18 protein-coding genes are annotated in these 17,421 nt (G+C 72.3%); 12 read left to right on the top strand and 6 right to left on the bottom strand.

Going from position 1 to position 17,421, the window contains the following annotated elements:
- Positions 1-56 precede the first annotated feature (56 nt).
- Both BIV23_RS36470 and BIV23_RS36465 read left to right on the top strand, forming a co-directional pair.
- Positions 57-608 (top strand): hypothetical protein, encoded by a 552-nt coding sequence (locus tag BIV23_RS36470; RefSeq protein WP_071385254.1) that lies wholly within the window; start codon positions 57-59, stop codon positions 606-608.
- Positions 608-1,615 (top strand): serine/threonine-protein kinase, encoded by a 1,008-nt coding sequence (locus BIV23_RS36465; protein ID WP_071385253.1) that lies wholly within the window; start codon positions 608-610, stop codon positions 1,613-1,615. The genes BIV23_RS36470 and BIV23_RS36465 overlap by 1 nt, the downstream gene beginning before the upstream one ends.
- Before the next feature lie 49 nt (positions 1,616-1,664).
- Here BIV23_RS36465 and BIV23_RS36460 read toward each other — a convergent pair whose 3' ends face one another.
- Complete coding sequence (locus BIV23_RS36460; RefSeq protein ID WP_071385252.1) at positions 1,665-2,942, bottom strand: streptophobe family protein; 1,278 nt, start codon at positions 2,940-2,942, stop codon at positions 1,665-1,667.
- Between the two features lie 137 nt (positions 2,943-3,079).
- On the opposite strand from BIV23_RS36460, the gene BIV23_RS36455 reads away from it, so the two are divergent.
- The 4 genes from BIV23_RS36455 to BIV23_RS36440 all read left to right on the top strand — a co-directional run bounded on the left by BIV23_RS36455 (position 3,080) and on the right by BIV23_RS36440 (position 5,971).
- On the top strand, positions 3,080-4,378 hold the full coding sequence (locus BIV23_RS36455; RefSeq protein ID WP_107471377.1) for a DUF6777 domain-containing protein: 1,299 nt from the start codon (positions 3,080-3,082) through the stop codon (positions 4,376-4,378).
- A gap of 113 nt (positions 4,379-4,491) precedes the next feature.
- Entirely contained in the window at positions 4,492-4,944 is a 453-nt protein-coding gene (locus BIV23_RS36450; protein ID WP_071385251.1) for an ATP-binding protein, read from the top strand.
- Positions 4,945-5,011: 67 nt separating this feature from the next.
- Complete coding sequence (locus tag BIV23_RS36445) at positions 5,012-5,407, top strand: helix-turn-helix domain-containing protein (protein WP_071385250.1); 396 nt, start codon at positions 5,012-5,014, stop codon at positions 5,405-5,407.
- A gap of 81 nt (positions 5,408-5,488) precedes the next feature.
- Complete coding sequence (locus BIV23_RS36440) at positions 5,489-5,971, top strand: VOC family protein (protein WP_071385382.1); 483 nt, start codon at positions 5,489-5,491, stop codon at positions 5,969-5,971.
- A 73-nt stretch (positions 5,972-6,044) separates the two neighbouring features.
- Here the strand turns inward: BIV23_RS36440 and BIV23_RS36435 are convergent, their stop codons facing one another.
- From BIV23_RS36435 to BIV23_RS36425, 3 genes are all read right to left on the bottom strand, one after another.
- A complete protein-coding gene (locus BIV23_RS36435) occupies positions 6,045-6,920 on the bottom strand; it encodes a geranyl diphosphate 2-C-methyltransferase (protein ID WP_071385249.1) in 876 nt (291 codons plus the stop codon).
- A 68-nt stretch (positions 6,921-6,988) separates the two neighbouring features.
- The gene (locus BIV23_RS36430; RefSeq protein WP_071385248.1) at positions 6,989-8,041 is read right to left on the bottom strand and encodes a family 2 encapsulin nanocompartment cargo protein terpene cyclase; all 1,053 of its coding nucleotides are present in this window, start codon (positions 8,039-8,041) and stop codon (positions 6,989-6,991) included.
- Between the two features lie 16 nt (positions 8,042-8,057).
- Positions 8,058-9,494: a family 2B encapsulin nanocompartment shell protein gene (locus BIV23_RS36425; RefSeq protein WP_071385247.1), complete on the bottom strand. Its 1,437-nt coding sequence runs from the start codon at positions 9,492-9,494 to the stop codon at positions 8,058-8,060.
- A gap of 393 nt (positions 9,495-9,887) precedes the next feature.
- On the opposite strand from BIV23_RS36425, the gene BIV23_RS36420 reads away from it, so the two are divergent.
- A complete protein-coding gene (locus BIV23_RS36420) occupies positions 9,888-10,682 on the top strand; it encodes a VOC family protein (protein ID WP_071385246.1) in 795 nt (264 codons plus the stop codon).
- Positions 10,683-10,721: 39 nt separating this feature from the next.
- Positions 10,722-11,426, top strand: a complete 705-nt coding sequence (locus BIV23_RS36415) for a ribonuclease H family protein (protein ID WP_071385245.1) — start codon at positions 10,722-10,724, stop codon at positions 11,424-11,426.
- A 27-nt stretch (positions 11,427-11,453) separates the two neighbouring features.
- On the opposite strand, the gene melC2 is transcribed toward BIV23_RS36415, so the two are convergent.
- Both melC2 and melC1 read right to left on the bottom strand, forming a co-directional pair.
- The gene (gene melC2, locus BIV23_RS36410) at positions 11,454-12,275 is read right to left on the bottom strand and encodes a tyrosinase MelC2 (RefSeq protein WP_071385244.1); all 822 of its coding nucleotides are present in this window, start codon (positions 12,273-12,275) and stop codon (positions 11,454-11,456) included.
- Positions 12,276-12,311: 36 nt separating this feature from the next.
- A complete protein-coding gene (melC1, locus tag BIV23_RS36405; protein WP_071385243.1) occupies positions 12,312-12,701 on the bottom strand; it encodes an apotyrosinase chaperone MelC1 in 390 nt (129 codons plus the stop codon).
- 334 nt (positions 12,702-13,035) lie between these two features.
- On the opposite strand from melC1, the gene BIV23_RS36400 reads away from it, so the two are divergent.
- From BIV23_RS36400 to BIV23_RS36385, 4 genes are all read left to right on the top strand, one after another.
- Positions 13,036-14,232, top strand: coding sequence for an FAD-dependent monooxygenase (locus BIV23_RS36400; protein ID WP_071385242.1), 1,197 nt, complete (start codon positions 13,036-13,038; stop codon positions 14,230-14,232).
- Between the two features lie 75 nt (positions 14,233-14,307).
- Positions 14,308-15,129 (top strand): lipase family protein, encoded by an 822-nt coding sequence (locus tag BIV23_RS36395; protein WP_177240160.1) that lies wholly within the window; start codon positions 14,308-14,310, stop codon positions 15,127-15,129.
- Positions 15,130-15,242: 113 nt separating this feature from the next.
- Positions 15,243-16,739 carry an MFS transporter gene (locus tag BIV23_RS36390; protein WP_071385241.1) on the top strand — a complete coding sequence of 499 codons (1,497 nt, stop codon included), beginning with the start codon at positions 15,243-15,245 and terminating at the stop codon, positions 16,737-16,739.
- The gene (locus BIV23_RS36385) at positions 16,736-17,329 is read left to right on the top strand and encodes a TetR/AcrR family transcriptional regulator (RefSeq protein ID WP_071385240.1); all 594 of its coding nucleotides are present in this window, start codon (positions 16,736-16,738) and stop codon (positions 17,327-17,329) included. The genes BIV23_RS36390 and BIV23_RS36385 overlap by 4 nt, the downstream gene beginning before the upstream one ends.
- Positions 17,330-17,421 lie beyond the last annotated feature (92 nt).

Genomic DNA, 17,421 nt, shown 5'->3' with positions numbered 1-17,421 from the left:
GGCACGACGCCCCGCATCCGGAAGCAGCACGACCCCCACGCGGAAGGAGGCGCCCGATGAGCGGAGCGCCCGGTCCCGGATTCCGGCCCACGCACGTCGTCCCGCCGCGCGGCATGCCCGCCTGGGAGGCCCCCGACCCGGCCCGGCCCACCGTGCCCCTCGACCCCCTGCTGCCGGTCCAGCTCCTGGGGCGGCGCGGCGACTGGGCGCACATCGGCTGCGCCAACGGCTGGGCCGCCTGGGTCGACGGGCGCGGGCTCGTCGCCGTACCCGAGGACCCGCCCGTCGCCGACGGTCCGCCCGGCGCCGCAGACCCCCGGCCCCTGCTGGCCCGCGCCGCCGAGGCCCTCGCCGCCTACCGCTCGGCCGTGGACGAGCTGGCGGCCGGCTCCCTCGCCGGCGAGGACTTCGCGGACCGCACCCGCGGTCTGCGGATCGGGATCGTCGTCGACGGCGAGGCCGTCTGGCTCTACGACCCCGAGGAGAGCCGCTGGATGTACGGCGACGGCCGCCGGCTGACCACCTACGCCACCGACCGCGCGGTCACCGGCGACACCGGGCCCGGGCACGCCCCGACCCGGCTGGTGACGCCCGACGGCGAGCCCTGATGGACCGCGAGACCAGCCTGTTCTCCGGCCGGCCCGCGGAACTGATCGGCCGGACGGTGGCGAACTACCGGGTCGAGAGCGAGATCGGGCGCGGCGGCATGGCCGTCGTCTTCCGCGCCCACGACCTGCGCCTGGACCGCACGGTCGCGCTGAAACTGCTCGCGCCCGAACTTGCCCGCAACGACACCTTCCGCAAACGGTTCACCCACGAGTCCCAGGTGGCCGCCGCGATCGACCACCCGCACATCGTGCCCGTCTACGACGCCGGCGAGACGGACGGGGTGCTCTACATCGCCATGCGGTACGTCTCCGGCAGCGACCTGCGCCATCTGCTGGACGCGCACGGCGTGCTGCCGGTGCCGGACGCCGTGCGCATCGCCGGACAGGTGGCCTCCGCCCTCGACGCCGCCCACGAACACGGCCTGGTCCACCGGGACGTCAAGCCCGGCAACATCCTGATCGCCGAGGGCACCGACCGCGACCACCCCGAGCACGTGTACCTCACCGACTTCGGGCTCACCAAGAAGTCCCTGTCTCTGACCGGTCTCACCAGCGTCGGCCAGTTCGTCGGCACCCTCGACTACGTCGCGCCCGAACAGATCTCCGGCCGCCCCGTCGACGGCCGCTGCGACGTCTACGGGCTCGCCTGCGTCGTCTACGAGACCCTCGCCGGCCGCCCGCCCTTCCGGCGCGAGGACGACATGGCGCTGCTGTGGGCCCACCAGTACGACGAACCACCCCCGCCGAGCGCGGCCCGCCCCGGCCTCGCCCCGGCGGTCGACGCCGTCTTCGCCCGGGCCCTCGCCAAGAGCCCGGCCGAGCGGTACGACACCTGCCTCGACTTCGTCGCCGCACTGCGGGCCGCCGCGGCCGCCACGGTCACCGCCGCGCAGCCTGCGGCCGACGGCCCCCGGGCCGCCGAGACGGAGTCGCGCTCGGGCCCGGACCGCACGGTCACCGACGCTCCACGGCCCCCGCGCTGGGCCGAGCCGATGTTCCCCACGTGAGCGAAGAGGTGACGTGAATGACGTGAACGACGTGGGCGTGCGGAGCGGCTCATGACGCGGGCGGCTCACCGACCTCGCCCCGCCGGCGCACCGGCAGCGCCAGCAGCCCGCCCAGCAGCCCGGCCACCAGGCCCCACAGGGCGCCCAGGCCCACCGCCTGCCAGAGCCGCGGCTCGAGGAACAGCTCGCCGGACAGCCCGCCGCCGAGGTTGCCGATGCCGAGCAGGGACAGTCCGTAGTGCGCCGAGACACGGCCCGTCAGGCAGATCATCAGCACGGCCAGCGCCAGCGCGACGGCCAGGTGCAGGGCGTGCTGCCACAGCCGGATCCGGGCAGGTGAGCGCACCGCCATCCGGAACGCGACGGCCAGCAGCAGGACCGCGTCCACGACCGCCAGCCACCACCAGCGGCCGTCGTGGGCGGTGAGCGTACGCAGATTCAGCTCCGATGCGCCCGGGGTGCGCAGCAACTCGTCCAGGACATGGGGCACCGGCAGCCCGAACGGGCCGTCCACGCGGCCGTTCCAGGTGGCGCCCAGACCGACGGTGAGGGCAAGCCAGGCCAGGTTGGGCAGGCCGAGCAGGACCAGCGCAAGGGTCGCGGCGACGTGCCCCCGGCTGGCCGCGGTGATCAGCGCGATGACGAGGCCGACGACGACGTAGCCGAGCAGCAGCACGACCACCGCGTGCGCCGCCGGGCGTACCGACTCCTGGCAGCGCAGCAGCCGCCCCGGCAGCGGAGCCCCCCGCGCGACCAGCACCGCCAGCAGCAGCACGCCGGCCAGCCACAGCAGCCCGAACAGCACGGTCAGCGGGACGTCCGTGGTGAACCCGACCTTCGGCGCGGCGTTGAACAGGCCGGCCAGATCGCTGAGAGTGCCGCTGCCCACGTCGACCGCGAAGGTCTGCCGGGCACCGAGGGCCAGCCCGATCAGCGCCAGCAGCCACAGCACCGCGAGCCGCGCCGCCCAGCCGGCCAGTTCCGCGGCCGAGGCCACCGCCCGGTGCCGCAGCGGGCGCAGAAAGCCCGCCCCGATCACCAGGGCGCCGACGAGCGTCACCGACAGCGGGATCACGGTCAGCCCGGCATGGCTCTCCGCCAGCACCCCCGCGTCGCCGGACAGTTCGACGCTGCCGCCGACGGCCGTCACCAGGGTCGCGACCACCACCCTCGGGAACGCGTCGTCCGGCAGATCCGCCGCACCGGCCGCCCACAGTCCGAGTGCCGCCACGAGTGCCATGACGGCCAGTCCGGTCAGCACCGTGCCGAGGGCCTGTGCCCAGCCGTGGCGGGCGACGGGCCGCTCGGGGGCGGTCGGAGGGCTCACACCCTTCACGCTAAGCAGCGGCCGCGCGTCCCGCCCGTCGGCTTGCGACCGTCGCGACTCTGCGACACACAATGGGCTCAATGTGCCGCTGAACGAACTGAAGGCACCCAACGGAACCGCGCCGGGAAGAGGTGCTCGTGAGCGTCGAACCTCCGTCCTCCGACCGCCCTTCCGGACCGCCCCCCGGCCCGTTGTCGGGCTCCTCCCAGCCGCCCTCCGGCCCGCCCGCCGGGCCCTCGGGCGGCGCCGACGGGCCCGAGGAGCCGCACGGGCCGTGGTGGAAGTCGATACCGCGCATCGGCGCCCTCAGCGCCCTCGGCGCCGTCGTGGCCGCCGCCGTGGTGCTCGCCGTCGTCTTCACCCGTTCGGGTGGCGGCTCGTCCGCGAAGCGCGGCGAGGTCTTCCTCCAGCCGGCCGCCAGCGCCGGGCAGGATCCCTTCACGGCATCGACGGCCGAGCGGAGTTCCGTTCCGCCCCCCGCCTCCGCATCGGCCGCGCCCTCCGCTGTGGCGGGCGCGGTGCAGGGCGTGCAGGGCGGGGCGCCCGGCCTGTACGGCGGCACCCAGAACGCCGCCGCCTGCGACGTCGGGCAGCAGGTCAAAGCCCTCCAGGCGGACTCGGCCAAGACCAGGGCGTTCGCCTCCGTGGCCGGTGTCCCGCCGTCCGGCGTACCCGGCTATCTGCGCTCGCTCACCCCGGTCCAGCTGCGTGTCGACACGCGCGTCACCAACCACGGCTACCGCGACGGCGCCGCCACCAGCTACCAGTCCGTGCTCCAGGCGGGCACCGCCGTGCTGGTGGACAGCCACGGCGTGCCCCGGGTGCGCTGTGCCTGCGGCAATCCGCTGACCTCGCCGGTCGCCGAGAAGAACACGCCCCGGCTGGTGGGGCCGCGCTGGCCGGCGTACCGGTCCTCGAACGTGGTCGTCGTGACGCCCGCACCGACGGTGGTCGACGTCTTCGTGCTCTACGACCCCCACCACGACGACTGGATCCACCGCCCGCACGGCGACCAGGGCTGGCACCACGACCAGCACACCGCGCCGCCGAAGGACCCGCACCCCTGGAACCCGCCGGCCTCCCCGTCACCCTCCCCGTCGTGCCCGCCCGGCGCGCAGCACTGCCCGTCCCCGCCGGGCACGCCGAGCCCGTCGACCCCGACACCGACCCCGACCCCGTCCCCGACACCGTCGAGTGCCCTTCCGTCGTCCTCGTCGTCCTCGTCGTCCTCGCCGTCCGCCCCTCTCTCGTCTCCCGCATCCCCCGCTTCGCCTCCCACGTCGCCGGGTACGTCCCCGCCGGCCTCCCCGTCACCGTCGCCTTCGTCGTCTCCGCCCTCCGCCGGCGCGTCGGCGGAGTCGTCGCCGGCCGAGTCGCCCTCCTCGTCCCCCTCCGCCGGGCCGGCATCACCGTCCCCGAGCCCGTCCGGAGGGTGAGCATCGCCACTGTGCGCGCTCGGCGAACGCTTCGGGGGACTGCCGCGCCCGGCTCGGGGTAGCAGGACTGGTGCAACGGACGAAAGGCCGGACCGGCATTCGAGAGAGACAGCATGACCGAGTACGTGGGCGGGGACGTGATACCGACTGGTTTCGATGTACCCGTGGAACCGCTGCGGCGCGCCGAGCACTACACCGGTGAGCCCGGCTCCATAGCGGAGGCACGGGCCTTCGCGGCCCGGTTCCTGGAGCAGCTGAAGACCGAGTGGTGCGCCGCGCCCGACCGCGGCGCCGACGGCGAACTGCTCCTGCTCGTGAGCGAGCTGGTCACCAACGCCGAGCGGCACAGCAACGGCCCGTACATCCTGGAGCTGGAGGGCACGGACAGCGCGGTCACGGTGTGCGTCTACGACAGCAGCTCCGCGCTGCCCCACCGCTACCCCAGGGACCCGGCACGCGTCGGACGGCACGGTCTGGAGATCGTGGACGCCCTGGCCGTGGAGGTCACCGCCGAGCGCGTCCCCGTCGGCAAGCGGGTGCGTGCCCGCTTCGTGCTCCGGCGCTGAGCCGGTTTCCCTCAGGGCGCAACGCCGAGCCCTTGCCCCGCGGCCTGCGCCTCCTAGGCTGACGTGGGTGACGAACCAGGTGAGCAACGAAGCCCGAGTGATCCCGCTGCGGCCCGCACCCGTCCGCCCGCAGGCGCCCGAGACGGAACCGGGGGAGGGCAAAGAGCCCCTCTGGCGTGATCTGGTCGGAGAGGTGCTGCGGCGCGAGCGCCGGGCGCAGGACCGCACGCTGAAGGACGTTGCCGACACGGCCCGGATCTCGCTGCCCTACCTCTCCGAGATCGAGCGCGGCCGCAAGGAGGCCTCCTCGGAGGTCCTCGCGGCCGCCGCGCACGCCCTCGGACTGGGCCTCGGCGACCTGCTGTCCCTGGCACACGGCGAGCTCACGCTGCGCACCAGCGTCCAGCGGCGCCCGGCCGCCGTACCGCACCGCCCGTCCGGCGTGCTCTGCCTGGCGGCCTGACCCGGTTCCGCCGCGGCCGATGAGTTCTGCCGTGCGGAACGGTCGGTACTCATGACCGCGTTCCCCGCCCAGGAGGTACTCATGACCACCGACGGTTTCACCACCTGTCTCTGGTTCGACGGCAAGGCCGAGGAGGCCGCCGAGTTCTACGTGTCGGTCTTCAAGAACTCGTCCATCGGCCATGTCACCCGCCACACCGAGGCCGGGCCCGGTCCGGCCGGATCGGTGCTGGTGGTCGAGTTCACGGCCAACGGCCAGAAGTTCATCGCCCTCAACGGCGGCCCCCAGTTCACGTTCAACGAGTCGATCTCCTTCCAGATCCTCTGCGCCGACCAGGAAGAGATCGACTCCTACTGGACCGGGCTCACCGAGGGCGGCGGCGAGCCCGGCCCCTGCGGCTGGCTCAAGGACCGGTACGGCGTCTCCTGGCAGGTCGTCTACGACCGGATGACCGACCTCCTGAGCGACCCCGACCCGCAGAAGGCGGCCCGCGTCGCCACCGCCATGATGAGCATGGGCAAGCTGGACGTCGCCGCCCTGGAGAAGGCGTACGCGGGGGAGTAGGGCGACTGCCGTACGACCGGGCCGGCGGGGCGCCGAGGCGAACCTCGGCACCCCGCCCCCCTCGACCTCGGGATCAGACCCGGTCGGCCACGATCAGCAGGTACTGGAAGCTGCCATTGCGGTAGGCGTCCAGGAACGCGTCCTCGATGCCCGTCACCAGGTGGTCGGCCTGCTTGCGCAGCTCCCAGTACGGGATCGTCGCCGCGGTCAGGTCCTCCACATGGACCGGCACCAGCCGGTTCTTCGCCATCGAGCGGAAGTACTCCGACCTCGGGTGGATGTCGCAGATGTAGTGCGCGTTGATCAGCGACACCTCGCGCGAGGCCCGGCCGTAGGTGTCGTTGTAGCAGCCGGTGACCGTCACATAGCGTCCGCCGCGGCGCAACAGCCGGGCGTGCTCGGCGAACAGCAGCTCCAGCTCGACGTACATCGTGGACTCGTTGTTCCACGAGGCCGCGTACGCACCCGTCTCGAAGCCGGTGTCCAGCATGTTGCGGTGGTGGTAGCGCACCTTGTCGTCGACGCCCCGCTTGCGGGCCATCTCGTTGGCGAAGTCGCACTGCTTGGCCGAGATGGTGACTCCGTCGGCGTGGCAGCCGTGGCGCAGGTTCGCGACGATGCTGCCGCCGCCCCGGCCGCAGCCGGCGTCGAAGACCCGGTCGGCGGGCGTGAGTGGGCCGAGGTGGGACGCCAGCAGCTCCGCCTGGGCGTGCTCTAGCCGGTGCAGCTCGCTGGTGATGCGCTCCTTGCGCAGCTCCGGGTCGGGCTCCTCCAGCACCGACCGGTCGGCCTCACCGATGCCGTAGTGATGGTGGTACAGGTCGTCGATCCTGCCGAGTTCGAGGTTGACCGGATTCTCCTCGGCGTTCCAGTAGTCCGCGACCCGGGTCTGGTAGATGGACTGGGTCGGGACCGGAACGGTGGTGGTGCGGGCGGGGGCGGTGGTCAACGAAAACTCCTCTGGACACGTATGACAGCGTTGCGGTGCAGCCGGACTACGACCGGTGATCGCGTGGATCACCAGTAGTCGGGCAGGTGGTAGCGGTGGGTGTTGGTGGCGTGCCACTCGTGGTTGCCGGAGACCCAGGCGGCCAGGCCCCCGGCGTAGCGCGCGATCACGGGCGAGGTGGCCGACAGCGCGGCCGACTCCTCCTCGAAGGCCTCCATGACCTGGTTGTGGATCTCGACGGACTTCAGATAGGCCGCCTTCAGCCCGCGCCGGTCGTTGGCGGCGACCACCTGCGGCAGATTGAGGTGGTCCGGATCGCTCGCCAGCTCCTTGGTGAAGGAGTACAGGTCGTTCACGATCGTCGTGGCGTTGCACGCGAGGGCCGTGATCCGCTGGATCTCCGGGCGGGCGTAGACCTGCTCGGGCAGTTCGTAGCCGTCCACCGCGTCGACCAGTGACAGACAGGGGCGGAAGTTGTTGAACTGCCGCATCACCAGGTACTCCCAGATCCGTGGCATGTACCGGGCCTCCATCCAGGCGGCCTCGCCGAGATAGCCCATGTGCAGCCGGGCCATGTCGTGCACGAACCGGCCGGTCTGGCTGGGTGTGGCGAAGGTGGCGTAGTCCGCGAGGGCGTGGTGGTAAGAGCGCAGCGGGCCGTCGGCCTCGATGCCCTCGCGCCACTCGGCCTCCAGCTCCGGGATGCCGTGGTACGGGTCGAGCGCCGACTGGGCGATGATCAGCGGGCCGCCGAGGCCGCTGCGCGATCCGCCCCGCCCCTCGTCCTCCTCGCAGTAGCAGGAGTCCACGATGTTCTCGGCGAGCAACAGCTTGCCCGCCGCGGTGAGCCGGTCCAGGTCGAGGCCGCCCGGGTGCTGCAGGACGACGGCCCGGCCGAACTGGAAGCCGGAGAAGTCGCCCGTCCAGGACTCGGGGAACAGGTCCAGCCCCCGGGCCCATTCCTCCAGCCGGCGGTCGATCTCGGCGGCCTTCTCCGGGTCGGCGGGCACGGCCGGTCGGCAGTGCAGGCCGGGGATCACTCCGGTGCGCCGCACCGGGCGCAGGGCCTGGGCGAGGTTCGGTGGCCCGGGCAGCGTGTAAGCGGTGGTGGGTGTGTTCATGGCGCGCTCCAGGCCGTCAGTCGGCGGTCCGGCCGAGCTGGACGTTCTCCAGGATCCCTGCCGCGTCGGGGACGAGGATGGCCATCGAGTAGTAGGCGGTGACCAGGTAGTTGATGACGGCCTGTTCGTTGATGCCCATGAAGCGGACGTTCAGGCCGGGCTGGAACTCGTCCGGGATGCCCGTCTGGTAGAGGCCGACGACGCCCTGGTCGGCCTCGCCGGTGCGCAGCGCGAGGATGCTGGTCGTGTGGTCGTCGCGGATCGGGATCTTGCTGCACGGGTAGATCGGCACCCCGCGCCAGGCCGGCACCTCGTGCCCGTCGACGCTCGCGGTGCCGGGCACCAGACCGCGCCGGTTGCACTGCCGGAAGAACGCCGCGATCGCCTTCGGGTGGGCGAGGAACACCTTGGTCCTGCGCCGCATGGACAGCAGCTCGTCCATGTCGTCCGGGGTCGGCGGGCCGGTGAAGGTGCTGATCCGCTGGCCGTAGTCGACGTTGTGCAGGAGTCCGAACCGGCGGTTGTTGACCAGCTCCCACTCCTGGCGCTCGCGGATCTCCTCGACCGTCAGGCGCAGCTGCTGCTGTGTCTGGTCCATCGGGTCGTTGTAGAGGTCGGCGATGCGGGTGTGCACCCGCAGCACGGTCTGGGTGAGCGACAACTCGTATTCGCGCGGGGCGAGTTCGTAGTCCACGAAACCGCCCCGAAGGGTCGGCTCGCCGGTGTGGCCGGCCTGCACCGGCACCTCGGCCTCGCCCTTGCGGTTCATGGGCATGCGCTGCTGCTCGACGTACGCCTGCAGATGCGCGGCGAGGGACGGCACCCGCTGGGTGACCTCCTGGATGGCGGTCCAGGGCAGCGAGAGCACCACGCCCGCGGTGTCGGCGCGCACCGAGGACAGCCACAGCGGGTCGGACTGGCCGACCGCCTCGTCGCCCATCTGGTCGCCGGCGGAGACGACCCCGGTGATCTCCTCGTCGCCGTACTTGCCGTTGGTGTAGCGGGTGAACCGGCCGTGCACGACCAGGTAGGCCTCGGTCACCGGCTGGCCGGCCTCGAACAGCACCTGCCCGGCGCGCACCTCGCGGGGCTGGAAGCGGCCCGCGAGCTCCCGCAGCACCTCGCCGTCGGGATAGCCGCGCAGGACCGGCAGTTCGGTCAGGGTCTCCGGGACGACCCGGATGTCGTCGGCGCCGTTGTGCTCGAAGTGCACCCGGCCGCGCCCGGTGCGCAGCTGCAGACGGCGGTTGACCCGGTAGGTGCCGCCCTTCACGTCCACCCACGGCAGCGTCTTCAGCAGCCATCGGGAGGTGATGGCCTGCATCTGGGGTTCGGACTTGGTGGTCGTGGTGAGCTGGCGTGCCGCCCGGGTGCTCAGACTGCTGAGCTGTCCGTCCGGTGCGGGGGCGGGTTCTTCGACGACGGAACCGGTGGCGCTGTCCGGTGTGGACACTTTCCCTCCAGGCAGGGCGGAACGGGGGTGACGAGATGGAGCAGTGGTGTGCCAGTGGCGTTGCGCACGCCCAGCCAAACAGGCCGGATGATCACCGGGTAAGGCGTGAAAGGGGGCGGCTGCGCGCGCGGGTTGTGCAAACCCGCCGTTTGTGTCAAACCTGCGGCGTGCGGCTGAATGCATGCTTCCGCTCGCCTCCGCAGCCGGGTTTCGCGCGCGCTGTTCACCCCCAAGGGTGACCTGGAGCGCCCATGTCATGACTGTCCGTGAATGCCCGTGGTCCAGCTCCGGCTCCGGTCGCTCGGCGCGCGGGCCGACGGCGGCATGGCTAGCGTGAACAGCGGGGTGGCAAGCGTGACTGTCCGGACATACCGCACCAGGAGGGTCGTCAGCATGGCCGTGCAACCCGAGGGAACGCCCTGTTGGGCCGACGCGATGTTCAGTGACGTCGAGGGAGCCAAGCGCTTCTACGGCGACGTCCTCGGCTGGACCTTCGGCGAGTCGTCGTCGGAGTACGGCAACTACACACAGGCCTTTGTGGACGGCAGGGCGGTGGCCGCCGTCGTCCCGCCCATGCCCGGTCAGGAGGGGCAGTCGCAGTGGTGCCTGTACTTCGCCGTGCCGGACGCCGCCGCCACCGCGCAGAAGGTCCGGGACAACGGCGGGGAGGTGCTGATGGAACCGATGCGGGTCGGGGACTTCGGCACGATGTGCCTGGCCCGGGAGCCCAGCGGAGCGGTGTTCGGCGTCTGGCAGGCGGGCAGCCACGAGGGCTTCGAGACGACCGGCACCCCGGGCGCCTACTGCTGGGCCGAGGTCTTCACGCGGGAACCGGAGAAGGCCGACACCTTCCTGTCCGCCGTCTTTCCCTACCGGATGAAGCAGATGGAGGACCACGCCGTCGACTACCGGATGTTCGACGTGGGCGGCGACCCCGTCCTCGGCCGGATGAAGATGACCGACGACTTCCCGCCCGAGGTGCCCTCGTACATCAACGTCTACTTCACCGTGGACGACTGCGACCGGGCGGTCGAGCGCGCCGTCAAGCTCGGCGCCGTCCTCCGCTTCGGGCCGATGAGCAGCCCCTTCGGCCGGTTCGCGGCGCTGAGCGATCCGCAGGGCGCGAACTTCTCGGTGATCGACGTCACGACCACCGAAGGGCAGATGCCGTCGGTCAAGGAGGTGTGAGGCCGAAGGCGCCGGAGCGGTGGTCCACGCACCCATGGCATGATCGTGCGTATGCGTGAACGTGTGGTGGCCGCGTGCGACGGGGCTTCGAAGGGAAACCCCGGACCGGCCGGATGGGCGTGGGTGGTCTCCGACGACGAGCGGACCCCCGCCCGCTGGGAGGCCGGCCCGCTCGGCCGGGCCACCAACAACGTCGCCGAACTCACCGCTCTGGAGCGGCTGCTCGCGGCGGTCGCACCGGACGTGCCGCTGGAGATCCGCATGGACTCCCAGTACGCGATGAAGGCCGTCACCACCTGGCTGCCCGGCTGGAAGCGCAACGGCTGGAAGACCGCCGCCGGCAAGCCGGTCGCCAACCAGGACCTGGTCGTGCGCATCGACGAGCTGCTCGACGGCCGGTCCGTGGAGTTCCGCTACGTGCCCGCCCACCAGGTCGACGGCGACCCGCTGAACGACTTCGCCGACCGCGCGGCCAGCCAGGCGGCCTCCGTGCAGGAGGAAGCCGGCAGCGCGCTCGGCTCCCCGGCGCCGCCGGCCTCGCCGGACACCCCGAAGGCCGCGGCCCCGCGCAAGAGGGCGCCCCGCCGCACCGGCGGCGGGACGGCCACCGGCACGTCCTCGCGCACGATCAAGGCGAAGTTCCCCGGCCGCTGCCTGTGCGGCCGCTCCTACGCGGCAGGCGAGTCCATCGCCAAGAACGCACAGGGCTGGGGCCACCCGGAGTGCCGTACCGCCGAGGCCTGACCGGCCGCCGTCGGCCGGACCCGGTCGTCAGCTGTCGAAGGTGTAGAACTTCGTGTGGTCCAGCAGGTCCGCCGGGCGCACGTCGTTCCACGGCTTCATCGTCTCGTCCAGGTCGACGACGTCCGCCGTCCCGCCGGTCGGCACATAGCCCGCGCCCGGGTGCCGGCTCTGCCACTGCGCCCACAGCTTGTCGACGTAGGCGTGGTGCAGCCAGAACACCGGGTCGTTGGGGGAGACGCCGGTGGCCATCTGCCCGCCGACCCAGACGTGGACCCGGTTGTGCAGATTGACCCCGCGCCACCCCTCCAGGTTGTTCCGGAAGCCGTCCGAGGCACTGTTGTACGGCGCCATGTCGTACGTCGGTATGGACAGCACCGACTCCACCTCCGCGCGGGTCGGCAGCTCGCGCACGCCCGTGCCGAGCGAGCGGCGCAGGAACGTACGGCCGTCGACCCGCACGGTCAGCGGCCAGTTGCCGGCCGCCGCGGCGAACGGGCCGTCCATCACCCGGCCGTCCGAGCTGCGCCCGGTGCCGCCGAGGAAGTCCGGCGCCCACAGCGAGGCGCGCGGGGTGCGGTCGGCGCTCCAGTCCCAGTACGGCAGGGCGACCGAGGAGTCCACCGACTGGAGCGCCCGCTCGAAGTCGAGCAGGAATCTGCGGTGCCAGGGCAGGAAGGACGGGGAGCGATGGCCGGTCCGCTCGCCGGTGTCGGTGTCCGACATGATGAACTCGTTGTGCGTGCGCACGAATTCGTCATAGCGCCCACCGCGCTTGAGCGCGAGCACGGCGTCGACGAACCGCTTCTTCTCGTCGGCGGTCAGGGTGGCCTGGTTCTTGCGTACGGTCATGGTCCGCGTTGCTCCGGAAGTCCTTGTGGGGGCGGGTCAGTTGGCGGGGAGGGGCAGCAGCGGGGCGCCCTGGAGCTCGTCCACCGCGGCGCGGGCCGCGGCGCGCGGGGTGGCCACCGGGTCGTAGTGGCTGACGACGCTGATCCAGGTGCCGTCGGCGTTCCGCATCACGTGCAGCTCGACGCCGTCGACCAACACCTCGACTCCGCCGCCGTGTTCGGCGTGGTGGCCGCCCCCGCTCATCGGGCGGCCCTGTATTCGGCGGCCCTTGTAGACCTCGTCGAAGTTCTCGGGGTGCCGAGGCATCGGCATGGGGTGCTCGTGGCCGGCGGCCGAGGCGGCGGGTGCGGCGAGGGTCGCGGCGGTGGCCGTCGCGGCCAGGGCTGCCGCGGCGGTGAGCGCGCGGCGACGGCTGATGTCGGGCATGAGGGTCCTCCTGAAGGGTGCTTCCGGTGGTGACGACGCATGCCTATCGAGGGGGCGGGTACGGGGAGAAATCTCCCGGAACCGGTTGGCCATGATCCAGACAATTGGCCATATGTCGTACAGGGTTGAACGAAGTTGATCTTGTCGCGCCAGACGGGCGATCTCCTCCGGAACGGGGAATTCCTTGCCGCGCCGACCGCCTTTCCGGTGATCTTTCGCGGGTTCCGTCTGTCCGAGTGATGCTGCTCACCACGCCAAACTGACGCGATCGAAAGGCCTGGTCGCACTGCTACCCTGCGGTCCCGTTCGACCACGTTCAGTGTCAGGCAGGGGTATGGCTGTGAAGGTCGTCTGCGCCGGAGGCGGGCCCGCGGGCCTGTGTCTCGCCATCCTGCTCAAGCGGCAGGACCCGTCCCACGACATCACCGTCCATGAGCGCAACCCCGAGGGGTCGACGTACGGCTGGGGCGTGACGTACTGGCGCGGCCTCCTCGACCGGCTCCAGGACCACGACCCCGACGTGGCGCGGGCGGTCGAGCGCGCCTCGGTCCGCTGGAGCGACGGCGTCGCCCACGTCCGGGATCTGACAACCCGTCACCAGGGCGACGAGGGCTTCGGCATCGGCCGCCACCGGCTGCTCGACCTGCTCGCCGAGCGGGCCCGCGCGCTCGGCGTACGGCTGGAGTACGAGAGCGAACTGACCGAACCGCCCGCGGACGCCGACCTCGTCGTCGCGGCCGACGGCGTGCACAGCGCGCTGCGCACCCGGCACGCCGAGGTCTTCGGCACCGAGATCGCCGAGGGCCGCAACCACTACATCTGGCTGGGCACCACCAAGGTCTTCGACGCCTTCACCTTCACCTTCGCCGAGACTCCGCACGGCTGGATCTGGGCCTACGGCTACGGCTACAGCGACGCGCACAGCACCTGTGTCGTCGAATGCTCCCCGGAGACCTTCACCGGTCTCGGCCTGGACCGGATGGACGAGGCCGAGGGGCTCGCGGTGCTCGAGAAGCTCTTCGCGGACGTCCTCGACGGCCACGGTCTCATCGGCCGCCCCGGCGCCGGCTGGCTGAACTTCCGCACCCTCACCAACCGCACCTGGCACCACGGCAACCTGGTGCTGCTCGGCGATGCCGCCCACACCACCCACTACTCCATCGGCGCCGGCACCACCCTCGCCCTGGAGGACGCCATGTGCCTCGCCGACGCCCTGCGCACGCACCCCGTTCTGCCCGAGGCGCTCACCGCCTACGAGCGCCGGCGCCTGTCCGAGCTGCTGTCCGTCCAGAGCGCGGCCCGCTACAGCGCCCGCTGGTACGAGAACCTCCCGCGCTACATCGACCTGCCCCCGCACCGGATGTTCGCCCTGCTCGGCCAGCGCCACTCACCGCTCCTGCCGTACGTCCCCCCGCAGCTCTACTACGGCCTCGACAAGGCGGCCGGGCAACTGGAGGTGCTGCGCCGGCTCAAGCGGTGGCTCGGCCCACGCGCGGCCCGCGCGTTGCACGTCCGTGCGAGGGGCCGCTGAGGCTCGGCACGCCGGTCGTCCGCGGCCGGCCCTCACCACACCCCTCGCATCCCCCACCCGCAAGGAGCCCCGCCCATGGCCATGTCCGACACCTTCGACCAGACCTCGACGGGCTACAGCGTGCAACGCGCCTACTGGCTCGCCCGCGCGTCCGATCTCGCGTACAAGGACGAGGCCACCATCGAGGCGCAGGCCGCGAAGTGGGGCTTCGATCGGGTGCGGCACCATCGGACCCGGTTCACCCCGCCGTTCCCGCTGCAGGACACCCAGGCGTACACGATGGCCGGTGACCGGATGATCGTCATCGCCTTCCGCGGCACCGAACCCACCCAGATCAAGGACTGGCTCACCGACGCCTCGACCCCGCCCGCCACCGGTCCCGGCGGCAGCGGGCACGTCCACTACGGATTCGCCGAGGCCCTGCGCTCGGTCTACCCGGACGTCGAGGCGGCCCTCGAGGACCTGCGCACCGACGGGCAGACCCTGTACTTCACCGGGCACAGCCTCGGCGGCGCCCTCGCCATGCTCGCCGGCGCCCGTATGTACCTGGAGGACCCGAACCTCGCGGCGGACGGCATCTACACCTTCGGCCAGCCGCGCACCTGTGACGTGGTCCTCGCCGAGGCGTTCCACCGGGGACTCGGCGGGCGCACGTACCGCTTCGTCAACAACAACGACATCGTGCCCCAGCTGCCGCCCGAGCCCGTCTTCACCCATGTCCGGGGGCTGCGCTACATCGACTCCAAGGGCAAGCTGCACGACAGCATGCCGATGTTCTCGGCACTCACCGACCGGATCGCGGGAGCGAGTGCGGACGTCTTCGCGCCCGCGTCCGACGGAATCCGCGACCACTTCATGCGCAACTACCTGAAGGCCCTGGAGCAGAACCTGGGCTGATCGGAGCGCGACCCGGGCCGGGTGAAGGGCGTTGGTGAATTCCCATTCACTCGCTAGGGTGAATGGGAATTCACCCTCTTTCACGTCTCCTCACACCGTCCCCGGGAGCACCGATGGACCAGCCCGCCCCGATACCCCAGCCGTCCGGCGCCCCGGCGGCGGCCCGCGCGCCGCGGAACCGGTGCACCATCCCGGTGCTGGCGTCGGGCGGCATCCTCATGGCGGTCATGCAGACCGTCGTCGTCCCCCTGCTGCCGGACCTGCCCCGGCTCACCGGCGCGTCCGCCGCGGCCGTGTCCTGGACGGTCACCGCGACCCTGCTCTCCGGCGCCGTCCTCACCCCGGTGCTCGGCCGGGCCGGAGACATGTACGGAAAGAAGCGGGTGCTCACGGCCGCGCTCGTGCTGATGACCCTCGGCTCGGTGATGTGCGCCCTGACCTCGGACATCGGCGTGCTCATCGCCGCCCGCGCGCTCCAGGGCGCCGCCGCCTGCGTCGTCCCGCTGTCCATCAGCATCCTGCGCGACGAACTCCCGCCGGAGCGCCGGGGTTCGGCGGTGGCCCTGATGAGCTCCACGGTCGGCATCGGCGCCGCCCTCGGCCTGCCGCTCGCCGCGCTGGTGGTCCAGTACGCCGACTGGCACACGATGTTCTGGCTCACCGGCGCCCTCGGCACGCTGGGCGTCGCGGCGACCTGGTGGGCGGTCAAGGAGTCGCCGGTGCGCGAGCCCGGCCGGTTCGACGTGCTCGGCGCGCTGGGGCTCGCCGCCGGGCTGGTGTGCCTGCTGCTGGGCGTCTCCCAGGGCGGCACCTGGGGCTGGGGCAGCGCGCGGATCCTCGGACTGTTCCTCGCCGCCCTCGTGGTCCTCGCCCTGTGGTGGTGGCGGCAACTGCGCACCGAACGGCCGCTGGTGGACCTGGGGCTGGTCAGCCGGCCGCGGGTGGGGCTGTCGCACGTGGCGGCCCTGCTGACAGGGTTCGCCTTCTACGCCAACTCCCTCGTCACCGCCCAGCTGGTGCAGACGCCGAAGACCACCGACTACGGCCTCGGCCTGTCCATCGTCGCGACCGGCCTGTGCCTGCTGCCCGGCGGGGTGACCATGCTGCTGCTCTCGCCGCTGTCGGCCCGGATCTCCGCCGCCCGCGGCCCGCGCATCACCCTCGCTCTGGGCGCCGCCGTCATGGCCTGCGGTTACGCCGTACGCATCGCCGACAGTCGCGACCTGTGGATGATCGTCGTGGGCGCCACGGTCGTCGCGACCGGCACCACCCTCGCCTACTCGGCGCTGCCGACCCTGATCCTGCGCGCGGTCCCGGCGAGCCAGACCGCCTCCGCCAACGGCGTCAACGTCCTCATGCGCACCATCGGCCAGGCCGTCTCCAGCGCCGCTGTCGCCGCAGTCCTCGTCCACCACAGCAGCCCCGTGCGCGGCACCTCGATCCCCACCCTGCACGGCTATCTGCTGGCGTTCGCCATGGCGGGCGGTGTCGCCCTCGCCGCCTGCGCGGCCGCCCTGACCATTCCGGGCGACGGCGGCCCCGCCGACGGCGGCCGCCGCGCCCGGCGCGCCACCCGCGGCGCGCCGGGCGGGGTGCGGGCGGGAACATGAGCACCGTGAGCACCCCACCCGGGCCGGACAGCGCCCCCGGCCGCCGTGACGCCGAGGTCACCAAGGCCGCCATCGTCAAGGCCGCCCGTCATCTCCTGGCCCGGCAGGCCCACGCCGACATCACCCTGAAGGCGGTGGCCGAACGGGCCGGTGTCAGCCCGCCGTTGATCGTGAAGTACTTCGGCAACAAGGACGCCCTGTTCGCCCGCGTCATGTCCTTCGACACCGACGCGGACGCCCTGCTCGACGCGCCGCTGCCCGGCCTCGGCCGGCACATGGTCCGGCACGTCCTCGCCAGCCAGCGCGACCGCGGCGCCGACCCGCTGCTGCGCATCGCCTTCGCCCCGCTGCACGGCGACCACGGCGAGGTCCTGCGCGCCAACTTCCGCGCCCAGGTCACCGAACGCCTCGCCGCCCGGCTCACCGGCCCCGACCCCGGACTGCGCGCCGAACTGGCCGTCGCCGCGCTCGTCGGCCTCGGCGTGATGTACGGCATCGCCCGCGGACCGCACCTGCGCGGCACCGACGCCGACGCGGTCGCGGAACGCTACGGGCCGCTCGTCCAGGCCCAGTTGACCCCGGCAGGCTGAGCCGGCACGCCTCGTCCGGCCCGGTGCGCAGAGCTCCGGCGGCCCCGCGGAAGGCCGCGACCAGCGGGCCGTCGTCCCCGGCGCGGGCCGCG

Source organism: Streptomyces monashensis (genome assembly GCF_001866665.1).
Classification (GTDB): Bacteria; Actinomycetota; Actinomycetes; order Streptomycetales; family Streptomycetaceae; genus Streptomyces; species Streptomyces monashensis.
Note: the sequence above shows the minus strand (reverse complement) of the source record. Positions and strands in the feature narration are given on the sequence as shown.